Here is a 26,876-nt window from a genome sequence, read left to right on the forward strand (position 1 = left end):
GCCACCTTTATTAGCTCTTAAAAAATAAGAACTCACTTAAAATAGTATCGAAACAATTGGATACTATTTAAGTGAGGACACCTAATCAGTATCGAAACAAATGTTTGAATACCTGTCTCTTTTATCGGTAAGACAATCCGCCAAAGCCTACTGTACATGTTCGGTTTGGTTGCTCAAAAGCCCATTCAACAATACATCCACACTGATTCTCACCAACCATCAGCTCTCTGAAGTTTCTGTAAAGCCTACTCTTCTTTGTCAAAGCATTGCATTATTTAATTATTTTTATAGTAAATTTCGATTTAAATTTCAGTTTGATTTTAAATAACAACTTTTACTTGGCCAAGTAATTAGTTTGTGTAATGTGATTATAGAATAGGAAAAATGGTTTTGCAACAAAAAAAATACTAGAAAATTTTTCATTATGATAAAAAGTTAGGATTTTATGAATTCTTTAAACTAAAGATCTAATAAGAGGATGAGTCTGTTTAAGTTAACTTTGTAGTTATTTAACAATTAGAGAAGTTCATTGGAATGGAAGGGTGTCAGGCTCCGGGGGAGATACGGGAAGGCTGAGATCCCGCAGGACGATAGCGACGGGGATGCTCACCGGCCGTCTTATAGAAAGACTCTTTTTTAAAAGATTGTTGATTTTAGGTTTTATAAATTAAAGACAGAAGTTGATTGGAATGGAAGGGTGCTCGACTCCGGTGGGAAATGCGGGAAGGCTGAGACCCCACAGGAGCGATAGCGACGAGGAGGCTCAGCTCACGCCCCTCGGAAAGCGAGCATCCTGGAATGGAAATCAACTTACACATACTGAAATAGCACAATATATCTGAATTATCCACAATTCCTGTTGATAAGTAAATGAAAAGTGTGGATAAGTCGTTTGCATTTGTTAATAATTTGTAGAAAAGTTTTCCACAATTATTCAATAACTGTGGAAAATTAAGAATTTTGTCGAATTAAAATTTTCTAAATTGAGTATATAATTTAGCGAATCTGTTGAAAATGATTGCAGAGGTGATAAGGATGAGAGAGGAACAAAACAAGAAACCTTCTCAGAAAGTGATTAAAATGTTAAGAAAACGTTGGGTAGTACCAGCAATTTATTTAGCAAGTGCAGCAATTATACTAACAGGTGCTCTCTGGTACCAATTTAGCAATTCGTCAAAACCGATGAATCCACCATCTACAGAGGTTAATACGAATAATGGTCCAGAAGCTCTACCAGTTTCAAAAGTGGACGAAAAATTGGCTTACCCTGTATCAAAAGACACTAGTGTTGAAGTAAAGAGTCATTTTTATGATGACACAGCTTCTGCATCGCAACAACAGCAATCTTTAATTGTAAAAGATACAACGTATACGTTGAATACTGGAGTTGACCTTGCTAAAAATGATGGCAAATCATTTGATGTAACAGCTGCATTAAGTGGTACAGTTACAAAAGCTGAAAAAGATTCAGAGTTAGGATATGTTGTCACTGTTGATAATGGTAAAGGACTAGTTTCATATTATGAAAGCTTACAAAAAATTTCTGTTAAAGCTGGAGATAGAGTGAAACAAGGACAAGTTGTTGGTGTGTCAGGCACAGCGCTGATCGGAAAAGAAAATGGTACACATGTTCATTTTGAATTACGTAAAGATGGTGTAGCAATTAATCCAGAAAAATATTTTAACCAAGAAGTATCTGTCATTTTAAGTTCAGAAAAAAATAACACAGATGCTACGAATGGATCAAGCACATCAGATAAAAAACCATCTAAAGATAATGGAAATGATAAAGGCGATTCAGCCGACTATCAAGGATAAGCAAGGAAAAACCGTACACAAACTAAAGTTTGGTACGGTTTTTTTGTGGTGTTTTTTTGTGCGTTTTCCAAAAATTTGTCCACATTTTATCCACATTTCAAAAGTGACAGGCACACAACACAACACACAATATCAAAAAAAGTGACAACCACAAAAAGATAAATTACAGATTCGTGCATAGGAATAGGCTTTAGCTAATACAATGTTATAAACCCATCAAAGAGGTGTTTGAGGTGAGGGATCGTGGTTTTTTTACCTAATCAAAATAAATATTCCTCAGCAAGTCAGTCACAGCAGGAAGTGCAGCAGTTAGGTCAGTCAGAACGAGTCTCATTTCACGCTTCTCACATCCAATTCGAGGAGGAGAGTAGTGTGCACGATTACATCAAAGAGAGAACAATCAAGATAGGGAAATATATCGTGGAGACAAGGAAAACAGTGCGAGTTATTGCGAAAGAATTTGGTGTATCAAAAAGTACAGTGCATAAGGATTTAACTGAACGTCTTCCAGAGATAAACCCTGAGCTTGCAAATGAAGTAAAAGAAATTCTAGACTATCACAAATCAATCAGGCATCTTCGGGGTGGTGAAGCAACGAAACAAAAGTATCAAAAAGAAGATATCGAAAAATTAGTAAAATAAGACTTTACGATTCCTTTAAAACAAAGTTAGTAATTTTTAACCTCCAGATTCAAAATAATTTTATTACTAAACTCATGCGTTTATGGTAAAATTATATTTTGGAATAGCACATATTCGGAAACTGCTCAAGTAGTGCATAGTGAATAAGGAGGAGCTTGAACGAATGTTTTCAAAGGATATCGGAATAGACCTTGGTACTGCCAATGTCTTAATACATGTAAAAGGTAAAGGGATTGTTTTAAACGAACCATCCGTTGTTGCAATAGAACGTAATAGTGGAAAAGTACTTGCTGTCGGTGAAGAAGCTAGCCGCATGGTAGGTCGTACACCAGGGAATATTGTTGCAATTCGTCCACTTAAAGATGGTGTCATTGCTGATTTTGATATTACAGAAGCAATGCTAAGATACTTTATTAACAAATTAGATGTAAAAGGATTTATGTCTAAGCCTCGTATTTTAATCTGTTGTCCAACAAATATCACATCTGTTGAGCAAAAAGCAATTCGTGAAGCTGCTGAAAAAAGCGGTGGAAAACAAGTATATCTTGAAGAAGAGCCTAAAGTTGCTGCAATTGGTGCAGGTATGGATATTTTCCAACCTAGCGGAAATATGGTCATTGATATTGGCGGTGGAACGACTGATGTTGCTGTATTATCTATGGGAGACATCGTCACCGCCTCTTCAATTAAAATGGCTGGAGACAAGTTTGATATGGAGATCTTAAACTATATCAAACGTGAGTACAAATTATTAATTGGTGAGCGTACATCTGAACAAATTAAAATTGAAGTAGGAACAGTATTCCCGGGTGCACGACAAGAGTCTATTGATATCCGTGGACGCGACATGGTTACTGGTTTACCACGTACGATTACAGTTCATTCTGAAGAAATTCAGAAGGCATTAGCTGAACCAGTTTCACTAATTGTACAAGCTGCAAGAACTGTACTAGAACGTACTCCACCAGAATTATCAGCAGATATTATCGACCGTGGAGTCATCTTAACAGGTGGCGGAGCATTATTACATGGAATCGATACGTTACTTTCTGAAGAATTAAAAGTACCTGTTTTCATTGCTGAAGATCCAATGCAATGTGTTGCAGTCGGAACTGGTATTATGCTAGAAAACATTGATAAAATTCCAACTCGCTATTTAAAATAATCGATTAATTTAAAAGTTCTGAGCTATAAAAAGCTCAGGGCTTTTTTTTTGTACCTATAAGTAAGGGAACAAGTACATACATTAACATTTTTTGGGAACTGTAAATACGATGGCCTTTCTTCTTAGTGGAGGTGGAGTATACATGACGTTAAAGAGTGATAAGAAAAAAAACAAACGGAAAAACCATCCAATTGAATATAAGTCTGGTAATACTGGTCCTTTGGATAAGGATATCAAAAATAATATTGCTAGAATTAAAAAAGATTTAGGAAATAGCGTCGATTTGCTTATTCGTGAGATTTGTATTGATGAGCAGAAAAATATCTCTATTGCCACTATACATTTTGATGGTATGTCTAATGAGCAAGTCATTGATGAGTTTATTATTGAGAAGCTAGTACGGTATTGTTCAAACGCAGGTGAAGACTTCTCAATTGATGGGATTAAGAAACAAATGCTCAAGCATATAACTGTTTCAGCTTTAAGAACCGATTCTAAATATGACAAATTAATGTCAGCTATTTTATATGGTGATACTGTTATTTTACTCAATAATTGTACTGAATTTCTAATTGCCTCTACAAGGATCGTGCAATCTAGAGGTATAACAGAGCCAACGACACAAACAGTTATTCGAGGACCAAAGGATTGTTTTACAGAAAGTATTCGTACGAATACATCGCTTATTCGGAATCGTATACAAAATCCGGCCTTACGAATAGAAGGTTTGGTAATTGGTGATGTAACGAGAACAGATATAGCGATTGTTTATGTAGAAGGCCTTGCAGAAGAATCATTGATAAACGAAGTAAGAACTCGATTGCAATCAATTAAAATCGACGAAGTATTAGAATCGAGCTTTATAGAAAATTTAATAACAGATGACCAAAAAACGATCTTTCCAACAATGTTAAATACTGAGCGTCCCGATGCAGTTGCTGGAAATATATTAGAAGGGAGAGTTGCCATATTAACAGGAGGTACCCCGTATGCTTTAATTCTTCCTGCTACGTTTTTGCAGTTCTTCCAATCTCCTGAGGATTATTATCATAATCAATATATTGGTTCTGCAGTAAGACTACTTAGATTTATAGGATTTCTTGTTGCGTTACTTGCACCAGGAGTCTTTGTTGCGATTCTTACTCACCATCAAGGGATTGTTCCAACTGTTTTGCTGGTTAGTTTAGCTGCCCAACGTGAAGGTGTTCCTTTTCCAGCAATTGTAGAAGCATTATTGATGGAGTTTACGTTTGAAGTTTTAAGAGAAGCTGGTATTCGGATGCCCAGGGCAGTAGGTCAAGCCCTTTCGATTGTAGGTGCATTAATTTTAGGTCAAGCGGCTGTACAAGCTGGCTTCGTTTCTGCAGCAATGGTTATTCTCGTATCCATTACAGCAATTGCAAGTTTTACGATTCCTTATTATAACCTTTCAATTACTGCTAGATTGTTACGTTTTGGATTTCTCCTTTTAGGAGCCTATATTGGATTATTTGGTATTATTGTAGGTTGGCTTCTTGTTGTAATCCATATGTGTAGCTTACGTTCTTTTGGTGCACCATACTTAGCGGCACTCGCACCATTCCGCCCTGGAGAGCATCAAGATGGCGTATTAATATTTCCGTTAAAAAGTAACAATGAAGGTGAGCAGGATGGCTAAAAAATGGGTTATTATTCTTTTTTTGATAAGTGGTCTAGTCACGGGGTGTTCTAGTTACCAAGAATTAAATCAGTTAGGTATTGTCATCGCGATGGGACTTGATTATTTACCTGAAAATGATTTATATAAAGTAACGTTTCAAGTTATAAATCCAAGTGAAAATTCTAGCCAAAACCCTGGTGCTGGGGGTACACCAGTAATCGGATATTCTGATACAGGAAAGACCTTGTCTGAAGCAGCAAGAAATTCTACTAGAAAATTTTCACGTCAAAATGTCTATTCACAGGTTGCTTTAGTTTTAGTAGGTGAAGACCTAGCAACAAAGAAGGGATTAAATTTTATTTTTGATACATTCGAGAGAGACGCAAGGGTACGTATAAATATTCCGGTCTTAATTGCTAGAGGTTCAAAAGTAGAAAATGTTTTAGATATAATGCCTGCATTAGATAAAATACCAGCAGAATCAATTATAAGTAAACTTAAAAATACATCAGCTGTATTAGGTGAACATAAAGACATAAAATTGTATGAACTTGTTTCGCAATTAAGTAGTAAAGGGAAGGAACCATCGATTAGTGGAATTAGTGTAAAAGGAAGTGTAGAGCTAGGAAGCACTAAAGGCAATACAGAACAATCAAAGAATGCGTACACCTATTTAAATGGGGTAGGTATGTTCAGAAGTGGAAAGTTGGTTGGGTGGTTGGATGGAAAGAAATCAAAAGCAATCCAAGTGATCGACAATACGATTAAACAATCTAATCTATCGATTAAATGTGAAGATAATAGATACAGTTCTATTGAAATAACGCGTTTAAAAAGCAAATCGAAAGTAGATGTTAAAGGTGGGAAAGCCTTTATTAATATTACACTATATGGATATGGGTATCTTGACGAATTACTATGTAATAAAAACATTGGTAGAGAAAAGGTAATGGAAAAATTCCAAAAAGAAGCAGCCCAGGAACTAAAAAAAGAGGTTCTATCTGGAATAAAGGCAGCTCAAAAAGCCAAGAGTGACATATTCGGATTTGGAGAAATGTACCACATGTCAAATCCTAAAAAGTGGAAATCTGCTGAAAAGAAATGGAATCAGCTATTTGCAAATGCAAGTGTGAAAATGACTGTAGTGTTCAAATTAAGACATACTGGCATGAATATTGAAACTTATCCTTACTAGAAAAGAAGGTAATTAAAATATGAATCGAATAGCAATTAATGGATTTCAGTTTTTTTCTTTAATTATATTATATGAATTAGGAAGCTCAGTCTTAATCGGTATTGCTTCATCTGCAAAAAAAGATGCATGGATAGCGACTGCAATAGCAACTTTATTTGGCTGCCTTTTATGTTTAATTTATTTTAAACTATATCAATATTACCCTACATTCACATTAACATCATTTATTCCAAAAATCGTTGGGAAACAGTTGGGTTTTCTAATTGGAGTTTGTTATATAGTCTATTTTATTTATATGGCAGCAAGAGTCTTAAGAGATTTTGAACAATTATTAATCATATCTTTATATCCAACCATTTCACTTATGATAATGGGTATATGTTTAATCATTACGGTTATGTATGCAGGTTTAAAAGGGTTTGAAGTGTTTTCAAGAGTAGGAGAACTTTGTTTTTTTATTATGATATTTATTATCGTAGTGGTAGTTAGTTTTCAGTTTATAAGTGATTTAATTAAGCTTGATCATTTAAGACCCGTGTTAGAAAATGGATGGAAACCAATTGTAAAAGCGATTTTTCCTACTACTCTAACTTCTCCATTTGGTGAATTGATCACATTTACAATGATCTTTCCACTTGTTAATAGTCAGCGCTCGGTAAAAAACATAGGTTTATCAGCCATTGCTGTTAGTGGCATTTTAATTTCTATCTTTTTATTACTTGAGATTTCAGTAATAGGAGAAACCGAATATAAGATTTCGACTTATCCAGTTTTGACAGCAGTAAGCTATATAAACATTGCGGGTTTTATCCAACGATTAGATTCATTAGTAATCGTCATTATGGTACTCATTGGTTTCATAAAAATAGGCATATTATTCTTTTGCGCAGTCTCTGGAACTGCTGATTTATTTAAACTGAAACAAGCCAACAAGTTAATCTATCCGATTGGCTGTATTATTTTATTTTGTTCACTCGCTATGGCACCAAATCAGATTATTCATTATAAAGAAGGATTAAATTTTATTCCTTATTATTTACATATTCCATTTCAAATCATCATACCATTTTTACTTTTGTGTATAGCATTTTTTCGAAACAAAAATGAAAGGGCTGTCCCAAAAGGATAAATTTATAGCTGTTTAAAAGTCAAAGGCATTGATAGATCAACCTTTCTAAAATGTAAAAGAGGTGTCTCTAAGTCAAGTAATCGACTTATTAGACACCTCTTTGTCTTTTTTCTTTTGATTTTGATAGATATTCACAACCCATGGAATGACTAATGGTAAAAAGAAACCAATTAATAATACATAATCCTCCCTTGATAAGTTGTTTCGAAATTGAATGATATATTGAAAATAGGATGTGAAAGTTTCATATTGGCTCATATTAGTCCATAAAACGACTGCGAATGTTAGACAAAATAGAAGAATAAAAATAGCGAAAATTTTCATTGAAACAGTCCTTTTTAGTTTAGTTTGGTAGAAAACGAGTATTTTTATGTATTAGGAAGAAAAAAATGGCAAATTGAAGCGATGTGTTCAAGTAGATGCTGAAATTAAGAAACAAAACACAAATGTCGAAAACAATTGTGTGAAAAAAGTCTTATTTTATCAATATTTTCTGAAGATTTAATATATAATGGAAAGGATGGTTATGAAGAGGGGGAACAAAGGTGTTTAGTGTTTTTAAAAATCGAAATTTTAGTATGCTGTTTTTAGCAAACTTTACTTCTCAGTTAGGTTCAATTGTTGGTATGACGGCATTTATGCTTTATTTACTAAAGCGTTTTTCACATCAGCCAGTCTATGCAACGATAACAGAACTCATGTACTCACTACCGACTTTGGCGGTATTTTTTCTTGTTGGGGTAGTAGCGGATCGATTAAATCGTAAGAAGGTTGCCTCTTATTGTGATTACATAAGCGCAGCATTATCTATAGCACTTCTAATTTCTGTCATGAATGGATTTATTGTTCTGACATTCGCAATTATCTTTTTACGAAGTGGAATATCAAAATTTTTTCAACCAGCCCAAACTGCAATTCTTCAAGGGATATTAAAAAAAGATGAATATGCGACATCTGCTGGTTTAAATCAAATGATAAGTAGTATATTTATGTTATTTGGTGGAGCAATCGGAACTTTTGTTTATTGGAATTTAGGGGTTGAAGCGGCTATTATCACTGATCTAGTTTCATTTCTACTTTCAGGATTATTAATCAGTGGATGTAAAATACCTGTTGAAGTCACAAATCCGAACGGAAAACATTCTTTACGTGATTTAAATATGAAGATTGTTTATAAAGATTTAAAGAAGGGTTTTCATATATAATCAATTATCCATTGCTTCGTTCACTCTTAATTGCCTTCATCTTATTTGGTGTCATTAATGGTGGATTTGCTGTCATGCCAATGTTTATCTTGAAATATAAATTTGCACCCCATTCTTATGAAGAAATGAATATTTACATTGGTATTGTATTTGGAGTTACCGTAATGATAGGAAGTATTCTTGGATCAATTCTAGCGAAAAAGTTTTCGCTTCAAAATCTCATTATCATAGGATTAATTTTAACTGGATTAGGTGTAGTTGCCGCAGGATTTTCACCTAGCATCATTTTATATTTCACATGTATTGGATTCACGGGACTTGCGCTACCAATTATTAATATCGGAATAGGTGGATGGTTTCCTCAAATAGTTGATCGTAAAATGATGGGACGTGTACAAGGCTGGATTAATCCAATTAACATGCTATTCCACAGCCTCACATTAGGTGCAATCGCATTACTATACCCAACCTACTTAAAAATTGAGTGGATCCACGCAATCGTCGGAATCAGCTTAGCAGTAGTTGGAGTCTACTTTGCGATTATCCTACCAAAGTTTAGAGATGAGAAGAGTACGACTAAAGTTGAAATTGAGAGAGGGGTTTCTCAATAGGAGAATGAGCCGGTGACTGTTGTGGGGTTGCCGGTGATTTTTTTTGTGTGGACGGGGCGGGTTGTCGAATTTTGGTGGATTTTGGGGAATGGCCGATATAATCCATGAAACGGCCGATATAATTGCGAAAATGGCCGATATAACAGATGAAACGGCCGATATATTTAAAAAATGGCCGATATAGCAGATAAAACGGACGATGTAATCCATGAAATGGCCCATATATTTAAGAAAACGGCCCATAAAAAGTAGAAAACACCAAAATAGTAGAAGAAAATAAGCAATTTAATAGAAAATCCAGCCATAAATTTTACCAGACACTAAAAATGCTCATCATACCACTTCATTAATAAAGGGATATTGTCAATTTTAGACGAATTGATTATCAAACTACATTTGTAAGGAGAGGTAAGATGATCGTAAAACCTCGTAACATGCCAATCTATATAAAAAAGCTAGAAGCACTCCTACGAAGACTTCCACAAGACCACCCAAAAAGAGAGTTTATATCTAATAATTTGTTAAAAAGAGCTACTGGATATAAAGGAGAAAAAGAATTAGATTATCCTTTAAGCTTTTTACCTGAAGATGAGTATATGATTTTTCATGATTTAAGATTATATGATGGGAGCCATTATTTTCAAGTTGACTCTCTTATCGTGTCACAACACTTTGTCCTTATTTTAGAAGCAAAAAATATTCAAGGAACACTTCAATTTGATCCAGACTTCAATCAACTAATACGAATCTATGGTGGAAAAGAGGAAGCATTTTCAGATCCATTATTACAAGTCGAGCGGCAAACCAGTCAGCTTAAGAAATGGTTAAAAATGCATAAACTCTCACAACTCCCCATTGAATCTCTCGTTGTTATTAGTACACCGCGCACTATTATTCAAACATTTTCAAATAACCCTCAAATACGTAATAAGGTGATCCACTGCGCTAAACTGCCATTTAAAATCAAATCAATTAAAGAATCATTTCCCAATAAGATATTAAATACGAAGAAGTTCCTACAACTTAAAATAGAACTAAAGGAAAATCATATTCCACTAGAAATAGATATTTTTAAACATATGGATATTTCTGAGTCAGAAGTACAGAATGGAATCCAATGTATAAATTGTTTTGCGTTCTCTATGGAAAGACGGGAAGCGAATTGGATTTGTTCTATTTGCCAGCATAAGTCAAAAACAGCACACATTAACTCTCTAAATGACTATGCCTTACTTTTTGGAAAAGAAATCACAAATCAAAAACTAAGAGAATTTTTAAATGTGCATTCTAGTTCTGTTGCTAAGAAAATTCTATCTTCAATGAACTTAAACTCCACTGGAAAAAACAAAGGCAAAATCTACTATCTAGAAATTAACGACAACTAAATCCTTGTTTATCTTTATCCACGCTAGCTTTGCGAATAAAATCACCCTATACCCCCACATTTCTACCTAAAAACATATTTTTCGACATATGCTATTAGACTGATACATCTTGCATTCAGTTGAGATATAATAGATTCTGAAATATTCTATGGGTTCAGAACTTTTTGTATTGTCAGGCTAGAGAGGGGTTGCGAAATGCTTAGAGGCTTTTATACAGCAGCGGCTGGGATGATTGCACAACAGCGAGTAACTGAGTATTTAACGAATAATTTATCAAATGCGAATACACCTGGATATAAAGGAGAGCAGGCATCATTGCGTGCATTTCCGGAGATGTTAATGCAACGCATGGGCGTGGATGATATTCCGCAAAGTCCAAATGCAACGCAAAATGGTCCTAATATTGGAACATTAAATAATGGTGTGTATATGCAAGAAACAATTCCAACATTTACGCAAGGTGATTTGCAGCAAACAAACAAGTCAACTGACATTGCGATTCAAGAGCGTATTATGCCGTTTAATACAGCTGCCAAAACAAAGGGAGCACTGTTTTTTGCTGTTCAAAATGAAGAAGGTAAGCAACGCTATACGCGTAACGGTAACTTTGCCCTTGATCAACAAGGATATTTAACAACAAATAATGGTCTATATGTGCTAGATGAAAATAATAAGCGAATTCATGTTCAATCAACAGATTTTAAAATGCTTGAAGATGGAACAATTTTAGAAAATAATCAAAGGGTTGCCAAACTAAAAATAGCTTTTTCTAACAATCCGTATTCTTTGTTAAAAGAAGGAGAAGGTCTATTTAGAACGTCAAATGGCCAACCATTACCAAATGCTCCAAGAAATAATCAACTCTCTTATACTGTCAATCAAGGTTTCTTAGAGCGATCTAATGTGGATGTAACATCAACCTATACAAATTTAATGTCAGCTTATCGTTCATTTGAAGCTAATCAAAAAGTAGTGCAGGCATACGACAAAAGTATGGATTTGGCCGCAAATGACATTGGTAAATTGAGATAGTTATAAATTATTTTAATAAAATGAAAGGGAGGGGAAAAAATGAACCAAATGATGAGCATTGCTTCAAATACGATGGGGCAGTTACAAAATCAGCTTGATGTAATCAGTAATAATATCGCAAACATAGATACGACTGGCTACAAACGCCGTGATACAAATTTTAGTGAATTATTATTCCAACAATTTAATAACCAGCCAATTAATAGTGCAGAGGTAGGGCGCAAAACACCGTACGGAATACGATATGGAGTTGGTGCAAAATTAGCTGATACTGCACTTCAGCTTGATCAAGGTGCGATTCAACGGACTGAAAGAAACCTAGATATGGCTTTATTAGATAAAAATCAATTTTTTCAAGTGCGAACTGAAGAAAATGGGGTATATGAAACACGTTACACAAGAGATGGTTCTTTCCAATTGCTTCCGATTAATAAAGATGGTTCTAAGCTTCAGCTTTCAACAAGTGAAGGATATCCTGTATTAGGAAAAAATGGCCAACCTATTATCATTGATGGGAGATCTAAGTTTACATTAGATGATAAGGGTCAATTTATTGTTACGAATCCAAATAAAACACAAACAACCTATCAACTAGGAATTGTAAATGTGCTGAAACCACAAAACCTTGAAAGTGCCGGAAGTAATCTGTTTCGTATTTCAAATAATGCAACAGTTGGGCAAACAATAGGACAGTTAAGTAGCAATGATGTAAAAGGGTTAAGTGGTGCTTTAGAAAAGTCAAATGTCGACTTAGCTACTGAGATGACCAACTTAACAATTACTCAAAAAGCTTACCAGTTCAGCTCTCGTGCAATTACTATGGCTGATCAAATGAACGGATTAATTAATGGTTTGCGTTAATTGCATAAAAGTTATACCATAGATAGAAGCTTATTAAAAATTAAGCTTCTTTTCGTTTGTATATTATACATAAATTATGCATTGAAAGGATTGAATAACATGTTAGATATTCAAGCAATAAAAGAAATCATTCCTCATCGTTATCCATTTTTATTAGTTGATCGTGTAACTGAATTAGAAGTAGGAAAACGCGCAGTAGGATTCAAAAATGTAACTGCGAATGAAGAATTTTTTAATGGACACTTTCCTAACTATCCAGTAATGCCAGGTGTGTTAATTGTAGAAGCGCTTGCGCAAGTTGGAGGAATTGCTGCCCTAAGTCTTGAGGAAAATAAAGGACGTCTAGCGCTTTTTGCTGGAATTGATAGCTGTCGCTTTAAAAAGCAAGTTGTTCCTGGTGATGTACTACGTTTAGAAGTAGAGCTAACAAAAATGCGCGGACCAATTGGAAAAGGAAAAGCAGTTGCAACTGTGGACGGACAAGTTGCATGTGAAGCTGAATTAACTTTTGCATTAAAATAATTTATATAAAATAGGCTTTATATGAGGCTCTGTTACAGTTTTTTAGATAGTCATATTCTCAATCCATCTGGATAAACTGCCGAACTCTACAGTTAAGTAGGTTTGGTTGTTTGTCCTAAAAGAGTTGGATATTTTTACCAGAGCCTTGTGTAAAAATAGCAATACATATTATTTAAAAATTACAATTATTTTGCTCAATAATTGAATTTTATGTTATTATAACAATTATATGGTAATTAACATCTTAGAGATTTTTCACAAAAAACGAAAATGGGGGTATGTCTACCATGCTCAAAGATTTACCACGTGGTACGAAAGTCAGCATTACAAACTCTATTAAATCAGCTTTTGAATTATATATGAAAGGTCTAGAGTGGAATCTAGATGAATATAGCTGGGAAGGCTTCCTTCAAGAGTGGAAGCAGTATAATGAATGTAATGCTTCATGGCAAGCGAATGTGGACGAGTCGTTACTGAATAGTGAAGAGTTCCATACAGATTTAGCGAACAAAATGAGCAAAGACATCCAGAAAATGCTTAATGAAGATCCTTCAGAAGAGCAGGTGCAACAAATAGAGTCTCTAATAAAAGAACTTGAAGTGGAAGACCCTACATATTCTTGCAAGCTAGAGGCAAAGTACCACATCGACCGTTTACTATCATTAGTTAAGGCATAAATAAAAGAAGTAAGTTCTACAATTTAGGTAGGACTTACTTCTTTTTAATAAAAATAATTATTTTACGATAAAGTGAAACTTCTATCAGTCGATTAGTTTAATCCCGTTAACTACCCTAAACTCCTAACAGTTCAGCAAGTTCATCCATCGATAGCTCGGTGATCCATTGTTCGCTCGTAATGATCGTGTCATTTAACGATTGTTTTCGTTCGAGCATTTTGTCGATTTTTTCTTCAAGCGTGCCGATGCTAACAAACTTGTGCACTTGAACAAATTTTGTTTGACCAATTCGATAAGCACGGTCTGTCGCTTGATTTTCAACAGCAGGGTTCCACCATCGATCAAAGTGCATGACGTGGTTTGCTGCAGTTAGGTTAAGCCCTGTACCACCAGCTTTTAGTGATAAGATAAAGATCTTAACTTCACCATTTTGAAAACGTGAGATCATTGAATCACGGCCATTTTTCGGAACACTTCCATTTAAGAACAACACTTCTTGACCAAATTGGTTTTGTAAAGCTTCCTTCAGCATTTCACCCATTCGTACATATTGAGTAAAGATTAAACAGCTTTCTTTTTGTTCAAGAATTGCCTCAACTAACTCAAATAAGGATTCGACTTTATTTGAACGATTTGCAAAATCAATTAACTGTGTTTCCTTTAAAAATAAGGAAGGGTGGTCACATATTTGCTTTAACTTATTGAGCATCCATAGAATACGGCCCCTGCGTTCGATGCCATTCAGTGATTCAATTTGTTTCAAGCTATCTTGAACAACCTGTTCATATAATGCTGCTTGCTCCACCGTTAAAGGGCATAATAATTTTTGCTCTTGTTTCGGAGGAAGATTTAATGCAACCTCTTCATCTTGCTTCGTTCTACGTAATAAGAACGGGGAAATGAGCCTATGGACTGCATTAATTTTAGCTTCATCACGATCTTTTTCAATTGGATTTACATAACTAGAAGCAAATCGGCCAAGTGTGCCGAGATAGCCTCGATTAATAAAATCAAATATCGACCAAAGCTCCGTTAAGCGGTTTTCCATTGGAGTTCCTGTTAGTGCAATACGATGTTCAGCCTTTAGAGAACGTACCGAACGAGATTGTTTTGTCATTGGATTTTTGATGTTTTGGGCTTCATCAATGATAATGCTCTTCCAAACATAATTTTTTAAATCCTCATGATCAAGTACACTTAATGCATAAGAAGTGATCACGACATCTGCTCCGCGGATAGCTGCAATAAATTCAGCATCCTTATATCGATTTCCACCATAGTGAACATGGACTTTAAGACCAGGATAAAAAGTTTCAATCTCATTTTTCCAATTGGTCATAACAGAGGTAGGACAAATAATGAGTGAAGCACCATCCTTTTCCTCATTCTCTTTTCGATAAGCTAAATAAGCAATTGATTGGATTGTTTTTCCGAGTCCCATGTCATCAGCTAATAAGGCACCAAACCCTAAATCCTTCAAATGAAGAAGCCATTCAAAGCCTTTTTGCTGATAAGCACGTAATGTCGCATTAAGATTTGATGGAACTTCTCTTACAGGAACATTTGTCAGATTCGTTAACCGCTTCGTTAATTCTCTAAAGACTTCATCAACTTCGATTTCAACATCTGCAAAAGGTGAGTCTTCATCAACAACTTGCTCTTCTATCTGTAATAATTCACGCTGCAAGACTTCATGAAAACGTAATCCTTGCTTTTCAGCTTTTACCATCATTTTTTTCATTCGAGCGATAAATGCAGGGTCAAGTGCAATCCACTGTCCATTAAACTGAATCAAACGACGTTGATTTTCTACATATTGCTGAAATTGATTTTCCGATAGCTCCATACCATTAGTTGATATTCGCCAGTTAAAATCAACAAGAGTATCCATGCTAAAGAAAGATTGACCAGCTGGTTTTCCTTTTACACTTGCTTTTAATGTCATACGGTTTTGCTTCAATGCTTGCCACCAAGAAGGGAGTAGCACTTGGATATTTGCTGCTAGTATTTTTTCGCTATCATTTGTTAAAAATGTCCAAGCTTCTTGCTCTGATAAAAGCTCTTTTGGCTTGTTATCTTCTATTAAATTTGGAACAAGTAAAGCGACACCTTGGAATGTACGATCGATATATTCCGAGTATGATTGATGCGATTTATTTAAAGTAGTATGTCCTTTGTATTCATAAGGCTTAATGGTTTTTCGTTCGTCAATGATAAATGTCCGTAAGCCCCAATCCTCATTTTCACTCAGTGGTTCCTCAAGTACTAAACGGATTGAAAATGGTACTTCATCATCACGAAGTCCAATCTTTACATGCCAGTCATCTTCATCAATGCTATGTTCAAGCTGTCGCTTCAAATACTCATCTTTAAAGAACAACCCGCGAGCATGTAACCATCTTTTCGTTTCAAACGAAGGTGACCCGAATTCAGATTTGATTGCTTTTGAAACAATGTCTTGTAAGGTTGAATCAACTGAATCCATTCCATCAACCTTCCATAGCTCATTTCCAATTTGATAATGCGAAAAAGAGGGTGACACTCTTCCTTCTAAAAAATCAGTATAAAAAGACTGAACATGATGATGATAGTCTTTTGCCTCATCTAAGTAGTCTACTTCAACAAGCTCATTTTCCATATGTTGATGAAAAAATTTTAAAGCTTGCTTTGGAGAGAGAAGAATACCCTCTAAATGATCAAATCGCTTCGGTTCAAGTAACGTCCCGTAATAGGATTCCTCATCCCATTGGAAAATAAGATGCTTCCATGAACTAACCGGCAACAATGTCCCTTCAGGTTGAGTAGCATATAAAAGGAGTCCTTTGTGAGGAAACCATTTTGTTCGAATACTAAGATTTGTTAGTAGGTTCATTCACTAATTTCCCTTTCATTATTTCCTCTTGTAAAGCACGCAGTCGATTGTAAGTTGATGTGATATACGTGATATAGCGTTCCCAGTCTTCTAATCGTTTTAACTTACGGTAAGATGCCCGTAGCTTTTTTAAATGTCTTACAGCAATTTTATAATGATCACGACTTCTTAGTTCAATGTGATAAATCACTAATAAATGATAAATTGGTAATACAATATGGGGTTGTTCTCGATAGACTTCTTGAAGATCAGATGGTTCAATTTGATCAGGGTTTTTACCGTACAATACCATTTGAAGCTCAACCCAGCGTTTATATTCGCCATGATGCATTAGGTAATCACCATACTCATTCTCACTGTATGGCAACAACGATTGATATACAACCTCTAATCCAGCAATTTCATTTTGTTTAAAGCTGAAATACTCATATCTTGATAGAAATTGCTTTGCATACATTCGTTTCATATATTCATCTTCTGACGAGCGTAAAAAAACACGTAATTTTTCATAAAAAAACGTTAGATAAGGAAATGAGCGTTTTTCGTCTGAATCTGTGCGTAATGACTCAATCCAATACATAAGGAAATGAATAGAATCTTCAACTTTTGATAGAATCGCAATTGTTTTCTCATCATCCTGTAATATAAATGACAAGTGTGCTCGTGCAAGTTCAACCGTCATGGATGAATTCATTTTTTGTAATTCTTCCATCGAATCTTTTATAACAGTTGGTGAATATTGTAGTAATTCTTTATAAACATCCCGGAACACGTTATATCGGGCTACTAAACAGTGTGCGGGTTTAAATAATAATTCATGAAGCTGTTCCTTTAATACTCGAACATATTTTTCGTTCAAGGATCCACCTGTTATATTACGTAGCTGACGAGTAAATGCGTCTATTTGATTTTCGAGCATGATGATTTCTCTAGGCTGATGATTCGTTCGGTAATGTGAAGATTGAATATCCATTTGTAAAGCCATTTTTTTCATTGTAAAAATAGCCGCAAGTAACTGATAATGTAATTTTTCCTTTTCTTGCTTTGGCTGTGAGTTTAATAACAGTTGATAATACCGTTCGTATAGTGGATAGATAAAATAAACATCCTGATAAACCGAATTCCGCTGATTTTCAAGATAATTTTCATATTTTTGCTCAAACAGACGAATGGTTTCTTCGTAATCAGCTGATTCAACAATCGTCATTTGTTCAAGTAATTGTCTTCCAGTCATAACACTAGGGATTGCTAATAAAGCAGACTGTTTAAATTTGCGCATGATCTCACCTACAAGCGAATGAGAAGCTGCCGCATAAAAAAGTAGTGCAACTTGATGATGACATGGCGGCGCCCCGTAGCAATCACAACCATTTTGATCAGGGTGATCAAGATGTAAGATTGGTAAGTAGATGCGCTCTTCGTCCTCAACAACTCCAACAATTCTCCCTTTATCAACTGCTACATTGTAAACTAACCCTTGGCGGTAAAGCTGTAGACTATCCTCGACAAGTTCCGAATCACGTTTATTAGTTGGCGAAAGCTTGGATAAAATCGAGTAGGCTAGTTGAAGTACATCGTCCTTTTTTAAATCTCGTTGAAGCATTGTCAACCTCCTGTTCCGAAACAACGTATCTTATTATTATACCCTTAAAAATTAAATGAGTTAACAAGATTGTTCTGAAAAAGATTGAATGTAACAATACATGTTATATCGTTAAAATCGTAATAAACAAGGGGAAAACGGACAAGTTTTTCCAAAGATTTACAAAATATGAAATAAAACTCCATAAAAATGACATGTTTTTTAAAAGAACAGTAAACAACCTGTAATATTACTGTAATATTCAGATGTTATTATCGAATTATCAGAAAAGTTCGTAAAAAATGTAGAAAATTACATGTCATAGGAGTGAAAATGGTGAAAAAAGGGATCTTACTACTTTCAATACTTTTTCTTATCCTAGTTGGTCAACCTCTAAGACACACATCAGCAGCAACTATGGATGGTAGCGATATAGTGCAACAAGCAAAAGAACATATTGGTACTCCATACGTATTTGGAGGAACTACTCCAAATGGATTTGATTGCTCTGGATTCGTCCGTTACGTGTATAAACAAGCTGGCATTAATTTACCACGTTCTTCAGGAGATCAATATAATGTTGGTTCATCTGTTGACTCTGATGACTTACAGCCTGGAGATTTAGTATTCTTTGGTAATACGTATAAGTCAGGAATCTCTCATGCAGGTATTTATGTAGGTAAAGATAAATTTATTAGTGCATCAAGCAGTAAAGGGATTGCAATTGATTCGCTTAAAAGCGGTTATTGGGGCCCTAAGTTTGTTGGTGCAAAAAGAGTATTAAAATAAGTTAGATAGAATAAGAGATGCTAAGACCTTATCATTTTGATGTTATCAAGATGTAGGGTCTTTTATTTGGTCTCAAATTAACATTTGTTAAAAATTTGAAAGATTATTTAAATAAAAGATAGATTCTCGACTTAATCTAATGTTTATTGTATTTTTGATAGTCAAGAATCTGTTCGCTAGTATTCTTTTAAATTATATAAATATTGTTTTGTTATTTAGAAATAGAGAGAAAATGTTAGTTCTATTGGGGGGATGACTACATGAGGAAAATAGTAAGTTTGATTGTTGTATTATTAACGGTGTTTCAATCATTTACGATTGTAAGTGCGGAAACAACGATGCCACCAACAGATAAGAAGTATGTTGTAACATTAGGGGAAACAACAATGACAGTTGTGGTGAACGCAGAAACAGAGGAAACAAAAACAGTACAAATTCCAGCCAATCAGTTGTTACAAGTTGATCATGAAGAAGAAGGCAAAGTATATGTGCTTTTTCAAGGTCAAGTTGGGTATGTATTGAAGGACAATGTGAGAGAGGCGACTCCTTGGGAAATTTATAAAGATGCGCCATTACTTCAAGTTATTTCAAACGCAAATGTCTATCAAAATGAGAATGGTAAACTAGTAAAAGTAGGGACACTACAAAAGGGCCAAGTTTTTAAACGTACCCGAGTACAAGGAGACTATTTTGTATTGAAATGGTCAAATGGACAGGCGCTAATTGAGAAAGTAAATACACTGCCTTTTGTAACTGATCAATTACCTTCAAAAGCTCCGATTGGTAAGCCGGTCAAATATAATGAAATAATGACGTTACATACTACAAACGTATATGATGCTTCAACTTATCCAATTACTAACCTATTAGCTCAGCTTAATGCAAATCAAAAACTAACAGTTCTGCAAGAGTATGGGAATTATTTTCTGGTAGAATTGGGCGATAGAAAAGGGTTAATCAATAAACAAGATGTATCTGTGCGTACTTGGGACTACGTGAATCCAAAAGGAAACTATTCGTACGATCAAATGGTTAAAGATTTAAATGAAATTGTTTTATGGTACCCTAACTTTGCTAAGCTTGAGAAAATTGGAACATCTGTTGATGGACGAACTCTATATGCGTTGAAATTAGGAACAGGGAAACAAGAGATTAGTATCAATGCTTCTCATCATGCACGAGAGCATATGACGACAAACTTAACAATGGAAATGATCGATGACTATGCAGCAGCTTATGAAAAAAATTCAACCATTAATGGATATAATGTACGTTCTACATTAAATCGAACATCAATATATTTTGTTCCAATGGTGAATCCTGATGGGGTCATGCTTGTCCAACAAGGATATAAAAGTGCCAAAAACCCTGCTCAAGTTCTTAAACTAAATAATGGGAACAAAGACTTTTCTGCTTGGAAGGCTAATGTTCGAGGCGTAGACTTGAACCGTCAATATCCTGCAAACTGGGATCGTATTAAAAATAACCAAAGTAAACCTGGACCAGATAATTATAAAGGGACAAGACCACTTAGTGAGCCAGAATCAAAAGCGATGTATCAGTTTACCTTAAAGCACCATTTTAAAAACACTGTTGCCTATCATTCATCTGGTAATATCATATTTTGGAATTTTAAACAAGATAGTAAGCGATCTGCCCGCGACCGACAGATTGCATTAAAAGCAGCTAAAATGACAGGATACTCTTTAGTTCTTCCTGAAAAGGATCCTAGTGGTGGAGGATATAAGGATTGGTTTGTTACGATGTCAAAGCAGCCAGGCCTTACAATTGAAATTGCTCCATATATTGGGAAACGTCCAATTCCAAATTCATATTTTAATGACATATATAGACGTAATCGTTCAATTGGCTTACTAATGGCTAGTCAATAAGTTTTTTTAGCCCACTTATTCTTAAAAATAGGTGGGTTTTTAAATCACTTTATGTATTGTGAATAGAAAAAGCCTATTTTGGAAATAAAAAAACACGAGAACTGTGCATGGACATATGATATTAAAAAACGTTTCTGGAGGGGGAAGGATAAGTGAAGCATGTACGAGTGGTCTTGTTTTGTGTCGCTGCAATGACATTTATGACTACATCAGCAGGATGCAGACAACAACAAATATTTCCGAAAAAGTTATCAAATGAAACTTTTTTAGCGGCAGCAGAATTAGCGTATGAAAAGTTTCAACCTGATGAAATAGGTAAGCCAATTATAGATCATCAACTGATAACACAGCCTCTCTCTACAAAGGTGCACAATAATTTATCAGGCTATCGTCTACTTTCAGCAAAAATGATTAATGGAAATCACGGAGCGATCGCATTAAAAAATGTGAAAACCAATAGCATCATTTTCTCATTTAGTGGACTACGATCAATTAATTTACAGGCAATCTATTTAAAATTGGCAGATTTTCAACCTCCCACAAATCAAACATCCCCAGTCGTTGTCGATGACGAAGGAACAGTAGCTTATGACTGGGTCAGGTCTGTCCTAAAACAAAAGAAAAATGCAAATTCATCCATTTATCTAACGGGGCACTCATTCGGTGGGTACATAGCTCAATACGTCGGATACCGTCTGAATGAAAGCAACAAGAACAAATACCCAATTATCCAAGGAGTCACATTCAATGCATTAGGTATCCTATTAGACAATCAAGATAAAAAACTACACAATAAAACGGTCGCATTACAAAAAGCATACAAACCAATTTTCACAAATTACATCATAATGGGAGACCCACTAGACTACGCAAACGGAACATTCTTTAAAGAAATCACAGGCTACACGTTACAACATCTTGGTAACACCAACTACATCACAGTTGACGAAAAATACAAAACAGCACTTCAAGCTTTAAACCAAGGTAATGATATGTGGACTAGAGCGTCTAAACTTCGCCCACTTTATCCCTATCATTCTTTGACTGAATTTGAAAAGGTGTTTTGGAAGTAGTGGGTTTGGTGGGGGATGGCAAGATTGAATTTTATGGATAGCACTACTGAATCATCTTTAATTAGATGGGGGAGTGCTATTTTATTTTTGTGTTTGGACTAAATGGTTAATGAGGGGGGGCTGATAGAAAGAGTGGAATGGCCCATATAATGGAAAAATGGCTCATATATTGTAGAAAATGGACCATAAACAGTTTGGTCGGCCGAATAATTGGATGAAACGGCTGGAAAACACTGAGAAATGGTTGAATAAATTGGCAAGGCGGGCGGAAAACCGAGCAAGCCTGCCAAAAACAAAAAGAAAACGGCTGAATTATCAAGAAAAATAAGAAAAATAAACCTGAAATGAGGGTAACCTATAAATTGGTAGTCGGGAAATGAAAACAAAGTTTGATATTAACGCTTATCAATGATAAAATTAAATAATACTTAATAAGAAACGGTAATTAAAAATCATGTGTTAAAACGGCCGAATTTATTTCCTGTTCTAATATATGTATTCTTTCTTAACAGTACTCATTGAGTAAAAAAAAATAAACAGGATATATGGAGGTTCATTATGAACACAGGTACAGTAAAATGGTTTAATGCAGATAAAGGTTTTGGATTTATTTCAGTTGAAGGTGGAGAAGATGTTTTCGTACATTTCTCAGCAATCCAAGGTGACGGATTCAAATCTCTTGAAGAAGGCCAAAAAGTAAGCTTTGATATCACTCAAGGTAACCGTGGCGCTCAAGCTGAAAACGTAACAAAATTATAATTTTCACGAGTGTGTGAAAAAGGCTGTCGGCATAATGCTGACAGTTTTTTTTATGCTCAAAAGGTCAAAAAATCAAAAAATCACAAAAAAAAATAGAGTCTAATCTACTCTATCTCAATAAAGTTCTATTCACTTAACCCAAGTCTCATTAAAATATTCAGTTGCCTGATTATGACTAATACCTTTAATTAGACTAATTTCGCTAATAAACATTTTTTTCGCATTATCAAGCATCTGTTTTTCGCTTGAATTCAGTTTCTTTTCCTTATTCTGAAGTGTCAAATCACGAACGACTTGTGCACCTGCAAGTAACTCACCTGATTTTAGCTTTTTCATATTTGAATCGTATCGTTGTTTCCAAGATGAAAATTGATCAGGCTCCCCATGTGAAAAGTCATCTAAAACTGTTTCAAGTAATGCTTGATCACCGACTAGACGAATGTTTGAGTTAGATACATTTGCTTTAGGAATCATTAATTTCATATCATTGGTAGAGATATGAAGGACAAAGTATTGTTGCGTTCTACCTTCAATCTCTCTTTCTTCGACTGAATCAATTACTGCTGCACCGTGCATTGGATATATAATTTGATCGCCAATTTTGAACAATGTATCCACCTCCTAGAAATCTACTTACTAAGTATAACACTTTTTTCGAGAATAATAAAATTACTATATTATCATTTGTTTCTAAAAAATGTCAATAGTTTTTTTATCGATTAGTATGTATTTAGGAATATCCTGCAAATGTCATAACATTATAGTAGGAGTGAAGACAGTAATGATAACAAATTATCGAACAAATCCATATTCCCCTTATAAGAAGATCCTTAAATGTAATTGAAAAATCTTGTCTATATTCCAATAAATGTGACCATGCTAATGTTGGCTAGTAAAGAAAAGTATAACTTTTATTTAGGAGAACAATAAATGAATGTTTTAAAAAAAATGTTAACTGTACTATTTATTAGTTGTTTATTATTCACATTTTATAAAGTAGCTTTAGCAAGGATAAATGGAGAAGTTCCAACAATTTTTGGCCATCAATTGTATTATGTCTTATCTGGTTCAATGGAGCCTAAACTCCATACAGGTTCAATTATTCTAGTGAGTAAAAAAACACCTTCATTGAAACTAAGCAAAAATGAGATTATCACATTTAAAATGCCATATAATGAAACAATTCTTGTAACTCACCGTATTCATAAGATTATTCACGCTAACGGAAAGAACTTTTACGAAACAAAAGGTGATGCAAACCCAGTGAAAGATCCTTGGGTAGTAACACAAGATCAAATTGTTTCAGTGTATAGTGGTTTTACGATTCCATATGTAGGATATGTATTTAAATTAGTTAATGGTAATGGAAGATCGTATTTACTATTAGTTATTGTAGGAGTATTGCTTATTTTAATGGGACTTAAATTTTATAAGAAGTCTTATGTAAAGGTATAGAACCCGTTACGAAATCAAATTTTAGAAAAAAATTTGTTAAAAGAAGGATTTATTGAATATAAGAATGAATATATAATATTGTTCTTTATAATGAATTCGACTAATAGGTAATTTATTCCATTTCAACTCCAAAAAATGCAGAAAATGTAGAAAAAACAAGAACTAAAATTCTAAAAAAACTATTGCAAAGAATAAATTATTCTTTATAATAAACATTGTAGGGTGTTCTTTAAAAAGAACAAAAGAAACTGGAGTGATAAAATGTATAAGACGAGAAAAGACACTCACAAAACTTTGCGAAAGAAGAAATTACGAAAGTGGTTAATAGTCAGTTTAACTTCAGGTTCAATGTTTGGATTAACTTATGTAACTGGGAACACATACGCACTTCTTTCTGATCAAACTTCTTTTACAACAGGAATGAGAGCAGCTTGTGTATTTCCAAGTACATTACAAAACATCACTAACAACTTACCATCACTTAACCAAAAGCAAAAATATAGTGATGAACAGCTTAATGAAATGGCGCATCAAGCATCAGTAAGAGAACAAGAATTTTACTTATATTTCAAAGAGGCTCAAACTGAATATAAACAGCTAACTGAAGTATATAATCTGTTAAATACTCATTATATGAAACCTGATAGTTTAAAACAAATTAGTTCTGATGAAAGCAATGTTGCAGTTAATACTGTTAAAAATTATTTGATGGAAAGTAATAGCCTAGTAGATTATTTACTACTATCCGATGAACAAAAATATCAAGATCTACTAAGTGGATTATTGAAAGGTGAAATTGCTCCTTACACATTCGTTCTTTATTTAGAACAAACTGAATCCTTCAAAAATGATCTAAATAATAGTTTATCTACATATATCGAAACTTTCCAATTGGAAGTTGAAAGTAGTAAAAAAGTAAATGATTTTGTGCAGTCTTACTACAGTGATTTTGAAAACCAAAAAGATAGTTTACTAAACGAGATTGCACACGCAAAAGCTGAAAATGAAAGAGTTCGACGTGAACAAGAAGAATTAGCAAGAAAACAAGCAGAGGAAGCTAAACGAAAAGCTGAAGAAGAAGCTAAGAAAAAAGCTGAAGAAGAAAAGAAGAAACAAGAAGAAATTGAAAAAAAGAAAAAAGATCATGAAAATGCTACCTCTTCAGATGCTACTTCAGACACTCAATCACAAGAGAAGCAAGATTCATCCTCACAAGATTCTCAAAATAATAATAGTGAGAACGATCAAAACAATAATGTAAAAAATGATCAATCACAAAGTCAGCCAACAAATTCAAATACAAATCAATAAGGGAGTAAGCAGGATGATTAAAAAAATTATTAGTAATACAATCACATTTGTCTTAGTTATATTTTTGGCAACGATGTTATTCTTTACAATCTCTGCAAAAATAAATGGTGGCCAACCAAAGATCTTTGGAAATGAGTTACTGACTGTCCTATCTGGTTCAATGGAACCCACTTTTATGACTGGTTCAGTCATTGCAGTTAAACCTGTCACTGATCCCAAAACCTTAAAAGTTGGCGATGTAGTTACTTATAAAACTATAAATGATCCTAACATGAAAATAACACATAGAATTAAAGAAATTAAAACCGAAAATGGTCAATTATCTTTTATTACAAAAGGGGATAACAACGATTCGCAAGATCCAAAACCAATCCCACAGGCGAATATCGTTGATAAATATAGTAATTTTACAATTCCTTACCTAGGATATATCATTGCTTTTTCAAAAACAAAGATGGGAATCATTTCACTGATGATTGTACCAGGAATTGCAATCTTTTTATGGCAAATGATTAGTTTATTCCTTTCCATCATAAAACTGGATAAGAAAGAAGAAAGTGTAAAAGCTTAAAATTAAAGTATCCTAAATCTGTTTAAATTCTTTCGTTCTTAATAAAGAATGAAGGTTTAATATAATTAATTAAAAAAATTACTTAAAAAACAAAGGGAGGACATTTCAAATGTCAATTAAAAAGAAAATCGCTTTAGCAATGGGTGGTACTGCATTAGCAGCTTCAATGGTAGCAGGTGGAACGTTTGCATTATTTACATCACAAGTATCTAACACTGGTAATACATTTGCAGCTGGTAATGTAAGCATCCAAGATACAACTGGTGGTAAAGTTTATAATGTTAATGGTACAACAGGTTTCTTAGTACCTGGAGACAATGGAACTTCATATTTAAAAGTAAAAAATAACGGGAATGTAGCTTCTTGGGTTCATTTAGCTAGTGTTGAGAACAAAAATGGTGGATTATTTGCAGGTTCAAAACCAGTAACATTAGATATTCATGATGGAAATGCTCAATTATTAGCACCTGGTGAAGAAAAATCATTTGCAGTTAATTATAATTTCGATATAAATGCTGATAATTCATATGAAAATGCAACAGGAACATTCGATATTAAAGTTCAAGCTGTTCAAGCTAAAAATAATACAAAAACAGATAACTCAGGCCCATCTTCTTGGGGTAACTAATAAATCATAGGAGAGAGTATGAAAGTATTCTCTCCTAATTTCTGGAAAAAAATCGACTAAAAA

At 34.3% G+C, this 26,876-nt stretch carries 26 protein-coding genes and 1 other annotated feature (1 of these 27 running past the window's edge); of the genes, 22 read left to right on the forward strand and 4 right to left on the reverse strand.

The annotated features are described in order from the left end of the window. Positions 1 to 271: a binding site (T-box leader), on the reverse strand (it extends 24 nt beyond the left edge of the window). A 764-nt stretch (positions 272 to 1,035) separates the two neighbouring features. The 6 genes from J5Y03_RS07785 (at position 1,036) to J5Y03_RS07810 (ending at position 7,588) form a co-directional block, all read left to right on the forward strand. Then, a complete protein-coding gene (locus J5Y03_RS07785) occupies positions 1,036 to 1,818 on the forward strand; it encodes a M23 family metallopeptidase (protein ID WP_209404277.1) in 783 nt (260 codons plus the stop codon). Between the two features lie 372 nt (positions 1,819 to 2,190). Continuing rightward, entirely contained in the window at positions 2,191 to 2,460 is a 270-nt protein-coding gene (gene spoIIID / locus J5Y03_RS07790; RefSeq protein WP_209404280.1) for a sporulation transcriptional regulator SpoIIID, read from the forward strand. Positions 2,461 to 2,623: 163 nt separating this feature from the next. Next, positions 2,624 to 3,625: a rod shape-determining protein gene (gene mreB / locus J5Y03_RS07795; protein ID WP_209404282.1), complete on the forward strand. Its 1,002-nt coding sequence runs from the start codon at positions 2,624 to 2,626 to the stop codon at positions 3,623 to 3,625. Between the two features lie 142 nt (positions 3,626 to 3,767). After that, positions 3,768 to 5,282 (forward strand): spore germination protein, encoded by a 1,515-nt coding sequence (locus tag J5Y03_RS07800; protein ID WP_209404284.1) that lies wholly within the window; start codon positions 3,768 to 3,770, stop codon positions 5,280 to 5,282. Continuing rightward, positions 5,275 to 6,459, forward strand: coding sequence for a Ger(x)C family spore germination protein (locus J5Y03_RS07805; RefSeq protein WP_209404286.1), 1,185 nt, complete (start codon positions 5,275 to 5,277; stop codon positions 6,457 to 6,459). Before J5Y03_RS07800 ends, J5Y03_RS07805 begins: the two co-directional genes overlap by 8 nt. 19 nt (positions 6,460 to 6,478) lie before the next feature. After that, positions 6,479 to 7,588 (forward strand): GerAB/ArcD/ProY family transporter, encoded by a 1,110-nt coding sequence (locus tag J5Y03_RS07810; protein WP_209404288.1) that lies wholly within the window; start codon positions 6,479 to 6,481, stop codon positions 7,586 to 7,588. 72 nt (positions 7,589 to 7,660) lie between these two features. Here J5Y03_RS07810 and J5Y03_RS07815 read toward each other — a convergent pair whose 3' ends face one another. Further along, on the reverse strand, positions 7,661 to 7,912 hold the full coding sequence (locus tag J5Y03_RS07815) for a hypothetical protein (protein WP_209404291.1): 252 nt from the start codon (positions 7,910 to 7,912) through the stop codon (positions 7,661 to 7,663). A gap of 221 nt (positions 7,913 to 8,133) precedes the next feature. On the opposite strand from J5Y03_RS07815, the gene J5Y03_RS20090 reads away from it, so the two are divergent. The 8 genes from J5Y03_RS20090 (at position 8,134) to J5Y03_RS07845 (ending at position 13,881) form a co-directional block, all read left to right on the forward strand. Next, positions 8,134 to 8,793 (forward strand): MFS transporter, encoded by a 660-nt coding sequence (locus tag J5Y03_RS20090; protein ID WP_322099559.1) that lies wholly within the window; start codon positions 8,134 to 8,136, stop codon positions 8,791 to 8,793. Between the two features lie 74 nt (positions 8,794 to 8,867). Further along, positions 8,868 to 9,404 (forward strand): MFS transporter, encoded by a 537-nt coding sequence (locus J5Y03_RS20095; protein WP_322099560.1) that lies wholly within the window; start codon positions 8,868 to 8,870, stop codon positions 9,402 to 9,404. 61 nt (positions 9,405 to 9,465) lie between these two features. Beyond that, positions 9,466 to 9,588 (forward strand): hypothetical protein, encoded by a 123-nt coding sequence (locus J5Y03_RS19990; protein ID WP_280849729.1) that lies wholly within the window; start codon positions 9,466 to 9,468, stop codon positions 9,586 to 9,588. A 229-nt stretch (positions 9,589 to 9,817) separates the two neighbouring features. After that, on the forward strand, positions 9,818 to 10,789 hold the full coding sequence (locus J5Y03_RS07825; protein ID WP_209404293.1) for a nuclease-related domain-containing protein: 972 nt from the start codon (positions 9,818 to 9,820) through the stop codon (positions 10,787 to 10,789). A gap of 195 nt (positions 10,790 to 10,984) precedes the next feature. Further along, positions 10,985 to 11,821, forward strand: coding sequence for a flagellar hook-basal body protein (locus J5Y03_RS07830; RefSeq protein ID WP_209404295.1), 837 nt, complete (start codon positions 10,985 to 10,987; stop codon positions 11,819 to 11,821). A 39-nt stretch (positions 11,822 to 11,860) separates the two neighbouring features. Then, entirely contained in the window at positions 11,861 to 12,682 is an 822-nt protein-coding gene (locus J5Y03_RS07835; protein WP_209404297.1) for a flagellar hook-basal body protein, read from the forward strand. A gap of 99 nt (positions 12,683 to 12,781) precedes the next feature. Continuing rightward, on the forward strand, positions 12,782 to 13,204 hold the full coding sequence (fabZ, locus tag J5Y03_RS07840) for a 3-hydroxyacyl-ACP dehydratase FabZ (RefSeq protein WP_209404299.1): 423 nt from the start codon (positions 12,782 to 12,784) through the stop codon (positions 13,202 to 13,204). A gap of 287 nt (positions 13,205 to 13,491) precedes the next feature. Continuing rightward, positions 13,492 to 13,881 (forward strand): hypothetical protein, encoded by a 390-nt coding sequence (locus J5Y03_RS07845; RefSeq protein ID WP_209404301.1) that lies wholly within the window; start codon positions 13,492 to 13,494, stop codon positions 13,879 to 13,881. 115 nt (positions 13,882 to 13,996) lie between these two features. On the opposite strand, the gene J5Y03_RS07850 is transcribed toward J5Y03_RS07845, so the two are convergent. After that, positions 13,997 to 16,753: a DEAD/DEAH box helicase gene (locus J5Y03_RS07850; protein ID WP_209404303.1), complete on the reverse strand. Its 2,757-nt coding sequence runs from the start codon at positions 16,751 to 16,753 to the stop codon at positions 13,997 to 13,999. After that, positions 16,731 to 18,356: a hypothetical protein gene (locus J5Y03_RS07855; protein ID WP_209404305.1), complete on the reverse strand. Its 1,626-nt coding sequence runs from the start codon at positions 18,354 to 18,356 to the stop codon at positions 16,731 to 16,733. The genes J5Y03_RS07850 and J5Y03_RS07855 overlap by 23 nt, the downstream gene beginning before the upstream one ends. A 312-nt stretch (positions 18,357 to 18,668) precedes the next feature. Here J5Y03_RS07855 and J5Y03_RS07860 point away from each other — a divergent pair, with 312 nt between their 5' ends. From J5Y03_RS07860 to J5Y03_RS07875, 4 genes are all read left to right on the forward strand, one after another. Continuing rightward, positions 18,669 to 19,124, forward strand: a complete 456-nt coding sequence (locus J5Y03_RS07860) for a C40 family peptidase (protein ID WP_209404307.1) — start codon at positions 18,669 to 18,671, stop codon at positions 19,122 to 19,124. Between the two features lie 260 nt (positions 19,125 to 19,384). Then, positions 19,385 to 21,016, forward strand: coding sequence for a M14 family zinc carboxypeptidase (locus J5Y03_RS07865; RefSeq protein ID WP_209404309.1), 1,632 nt, complete (start codon positions 19,385 to 19,387; stop codon positions 21,014 to 21,016). A 152-nt stretch (positions 21,017 to 21,168) separates the two neighbouring features. After that, on the forward strand, positions 21,169 to 22,089 hold the full coding sequence (locus tag J5Y03_RS07870) for a lipase family protein (protein WP_209404311.1): 921 nt from the start codon (positions 21,169 to 21,171) through the stop codon (positions 22,087 to 22,089). A 558-nt stretch (positions 22,090 to 22,647) separates the two neighbouring features. After that, entirely contained in the window at positions 22,648 to 22,848 is a 201-nt protein-coding gene (locus J5Y03_RS07875; protein WP_209404313.1) for a cold-shock protein, read from the forward strand. A 129-nt stretch (positions 22,849 to 22,977) separates the two neighbouring features. Here the strand turns inward: J5Y03_RS07875 and J5Y03_RS07880 are convergent, their stop codons facing one another. Beyond that, positions 22,978 to 23,457 carry a CarD family transcriptional regulator gene (locus tag J5Y03_RS07880; protein ID WP_209404315.1) on the reverse strand — a complete coding sequence of 160 codons (480 nt, stop codon included), beginning with the start codon at positions 23,455 to 23,457 and terminating at the stop codon, positions 22,978 to 22,980. A 321-nt stretch (positions 23,458 to 23,778) separates the two neighbouring features. Here J5Y03_RS07880 and J5Y03_RS07885 point away from each other — a divergent pair, with 321 nt between their 5' ends. From J5Y03_RS07885 to J5Y03_RS07900, 4 genes are all read left to right on the forward strand, one after another. Then, a complete protein-coding gene (locus J5Y03_RS07885; protein WP_209404317.1) occupies positions 23,779 to 24,303 on the forward strand; it encodes a signal peptidase I in 525 nt (174 codons plus the stop codon). A 261-nt stretch (positions 24,304 to 24,564) separates the two neighbouring features. Beyond that, positions 24,565 to 25,614, forward strand: coding sequence for a hypothetical protein (locus J5Y03_RS07890; protein WP_209404319.1), 1,050 nt, complete (start codon positions 24,565 to 24,567; stop codon positions 25,612 to 25,614). Positions 25,615 to 25,627: 13 nt separating this feature from the next. Beyond that, positions 25,628 to 26,185, forward strand: coding sequence for a signal peptidase I SipW (gene sipW, locus J5Y03_RS07895; RefSeq protein ID WP_209404321.1), 558 nt, complete (start codon positions 25,628 to 25,630; stop codon positions 26,183 to 26,185). Between the two features lie 109 nt (positions 26,186 to 26,294). Next, a complete protein-coding gene (locus J5Y03_RS07900; RefSeq protein WP_209404323.1) occupies positions 26,295 to 26,813 on the forward strand; it encodes a TasA family protein in 519 nt (172 codons plus the stop codon). Positions 26,814 to 26,876: the final 63 nt, after the last annotated feature.

Source organism: Gottfriedia endophytica, from assembly GCF_017814275.1.
Taxonomy (GTDB): Bacteria; Bacillota; Bacilli; order Bacillales; family Bacillaceae_G; genus Gottfriedia; species Gottfriedia endophytica.

What these genes read in the sequence shown, in the direction of transcription:
- J5Y03_RS07785 (WP_209404277.1), top strand. Translation starts at nt 1,036, where the DNA reads ATGAGAGAGGAACAAAACAAGAAACCTTCTCAGAAAGTGATTAAAATG.
- mreB (WP_209404282.1), top strand. Translation starts at nt 2,624, where the DNA reads ATGTTTTCAAAGGATATCGGAATAGACCTTGGTACTGCCAATGTCTTA.
- J5Y03_RS07800 (WP_209404284.1), top strand. Translation starts at nt 3,768, where the DNA reads ATGACGTTAAAGAGTGATAAGAAAAAAAACAAACGGAAAAACCATCCA.
- J5Y03_RS07805 (WP_209404286.1), top strand. Translation starts at nt 5,275, where the DNA reads ATGGCTAAAAAATGGGTTATTATTCTTTTTTTGATAAGTGGTCTAGTC.
- J5Y03_RS07810 (WP_209404288.1), top strand. Translation starts at nt 6,479, where the DNA reads ATGAATCGAATAGCAATTAATGGATTTCAGTTTTTTTCTTTAATTATA.
- J5Y03_RS07815 (WP_209404291.1), bottom strand. Translation starts at nt 7,912, where the DNA reads ATGAAAATTTTCGCTATTTTTATTCTTCTATTTTGTCTAACATTCGCA.
- J5Y03_RS20095 (WP_322099560.1), top strand. Translation starts at nt 8,868, where the DNA reads ATGCCAATGTTTATCTTGAAATATAAATTTGCACCCCATTCTTATGAA.
- J5Y03_RS07825 (WP_209404293.1), top strand. Translation starts at nt 9,818, where the DNA reads ATGATCGTAAAACCTCGTAACATGCCAATCTATATAAAAAAGCTAGAA.
- J5Y03_RS07830 (WP_209404295.1), top strand. Translation starts at nt 10,985, where the DNA reads ATGCTTAGAGGCTTTTATACAGCAGCGGCTGGGATGATTGCACAACAG.
- J5Y03_RS07835 (WP_209404297.1), top strand. Translation starts at nt 11,861, where the DNA reads ATGAACCAAATGATGAGCATTGCTTCAAATACGATGGGGCAGTTACAA.
- fabZ (WP_209404299.1), top strand. Translation starts at nt 12,782, where the DNA reads ATGTTAGATATTCAAGCAATAAAAGAAATCATTCCTCATCGTTATCCA.
- J5Y03_RS07845 (WP_209404301.1), top strand. Translation starts at nt 13,492, where the DNA reads ATGCTCAAAGATTTACCACGTGGTACGAAAGTCAGCATTACAAACTCT.
- J5Y03_RS07850 (WP_209404303.1), bottom strand. Translation starts at nt 16,753, where the DNA reads ATGAACCTACTAACAAATCTTAGTATTCGAACAAAATGGTTTCCTCAC.
- J5Y03_RS07855 (WP_209404305.1), bottom strand. Translation starts at nt 18,356, where the DNA reads ATGCTTCAACGAGATTTAAAAAAGGACGATGTACTTCAACTAGCCTAC.
- J5Y03_RS07860 (WP_209404307.1), top strand. Translation starts at nt 18,669, where the DNA reads ATGGTGAAAAAAGGGATCTTACTACTTTCAATACTTTTTCTTATCCTA.
- J5Y03_RS07865 (WP_209404309.1), top strand. Translation starts at nt 19,385, where the DNA reads ATGAGGAAAATAGTAAGTTTGATTGTTGTATTATTAACGGTGTTTCAA.
- J5Y03_RS07875 (WP_209404313.1), top strand. Translation starts at nt 22,648, where the DNA reads ATGAACACAGGTACAGTAAAATGGTTTAATGCAGATAAAGGTTTTGGA.
- J5Y03_RS07885 (WP_209404317.1), top strand. Translation starts at nt 23,779, where the DNA reads ATGAATGTTTTAAAAAAAATGTTAACTGTACTATTTATTAGTTGTTTA.
- J5Y03_RS07890 (WP_209404319.1), top strand. Translation starts at nt 24,565, where the DNA reads ATGTATAAGACGAGAAAAGACACTCACAAAACTTTGCGAAAGAAGAAA.
- sipW (WP_209404321.1), top strand. Translation starts at nt 25,628, where the DNA reads ATGATTAAAAAAATTATTAGTAATACAATCACATTTGTCTTAGTTATA.
- J5Y03_RS07900 (WP_209404323.1), top strand. Translation starts at nt 26,295, where the DNA reads ATGTCAATTAAAAAGAAAATCGCTTTAGCAATGGGTGGTACTGCATTA.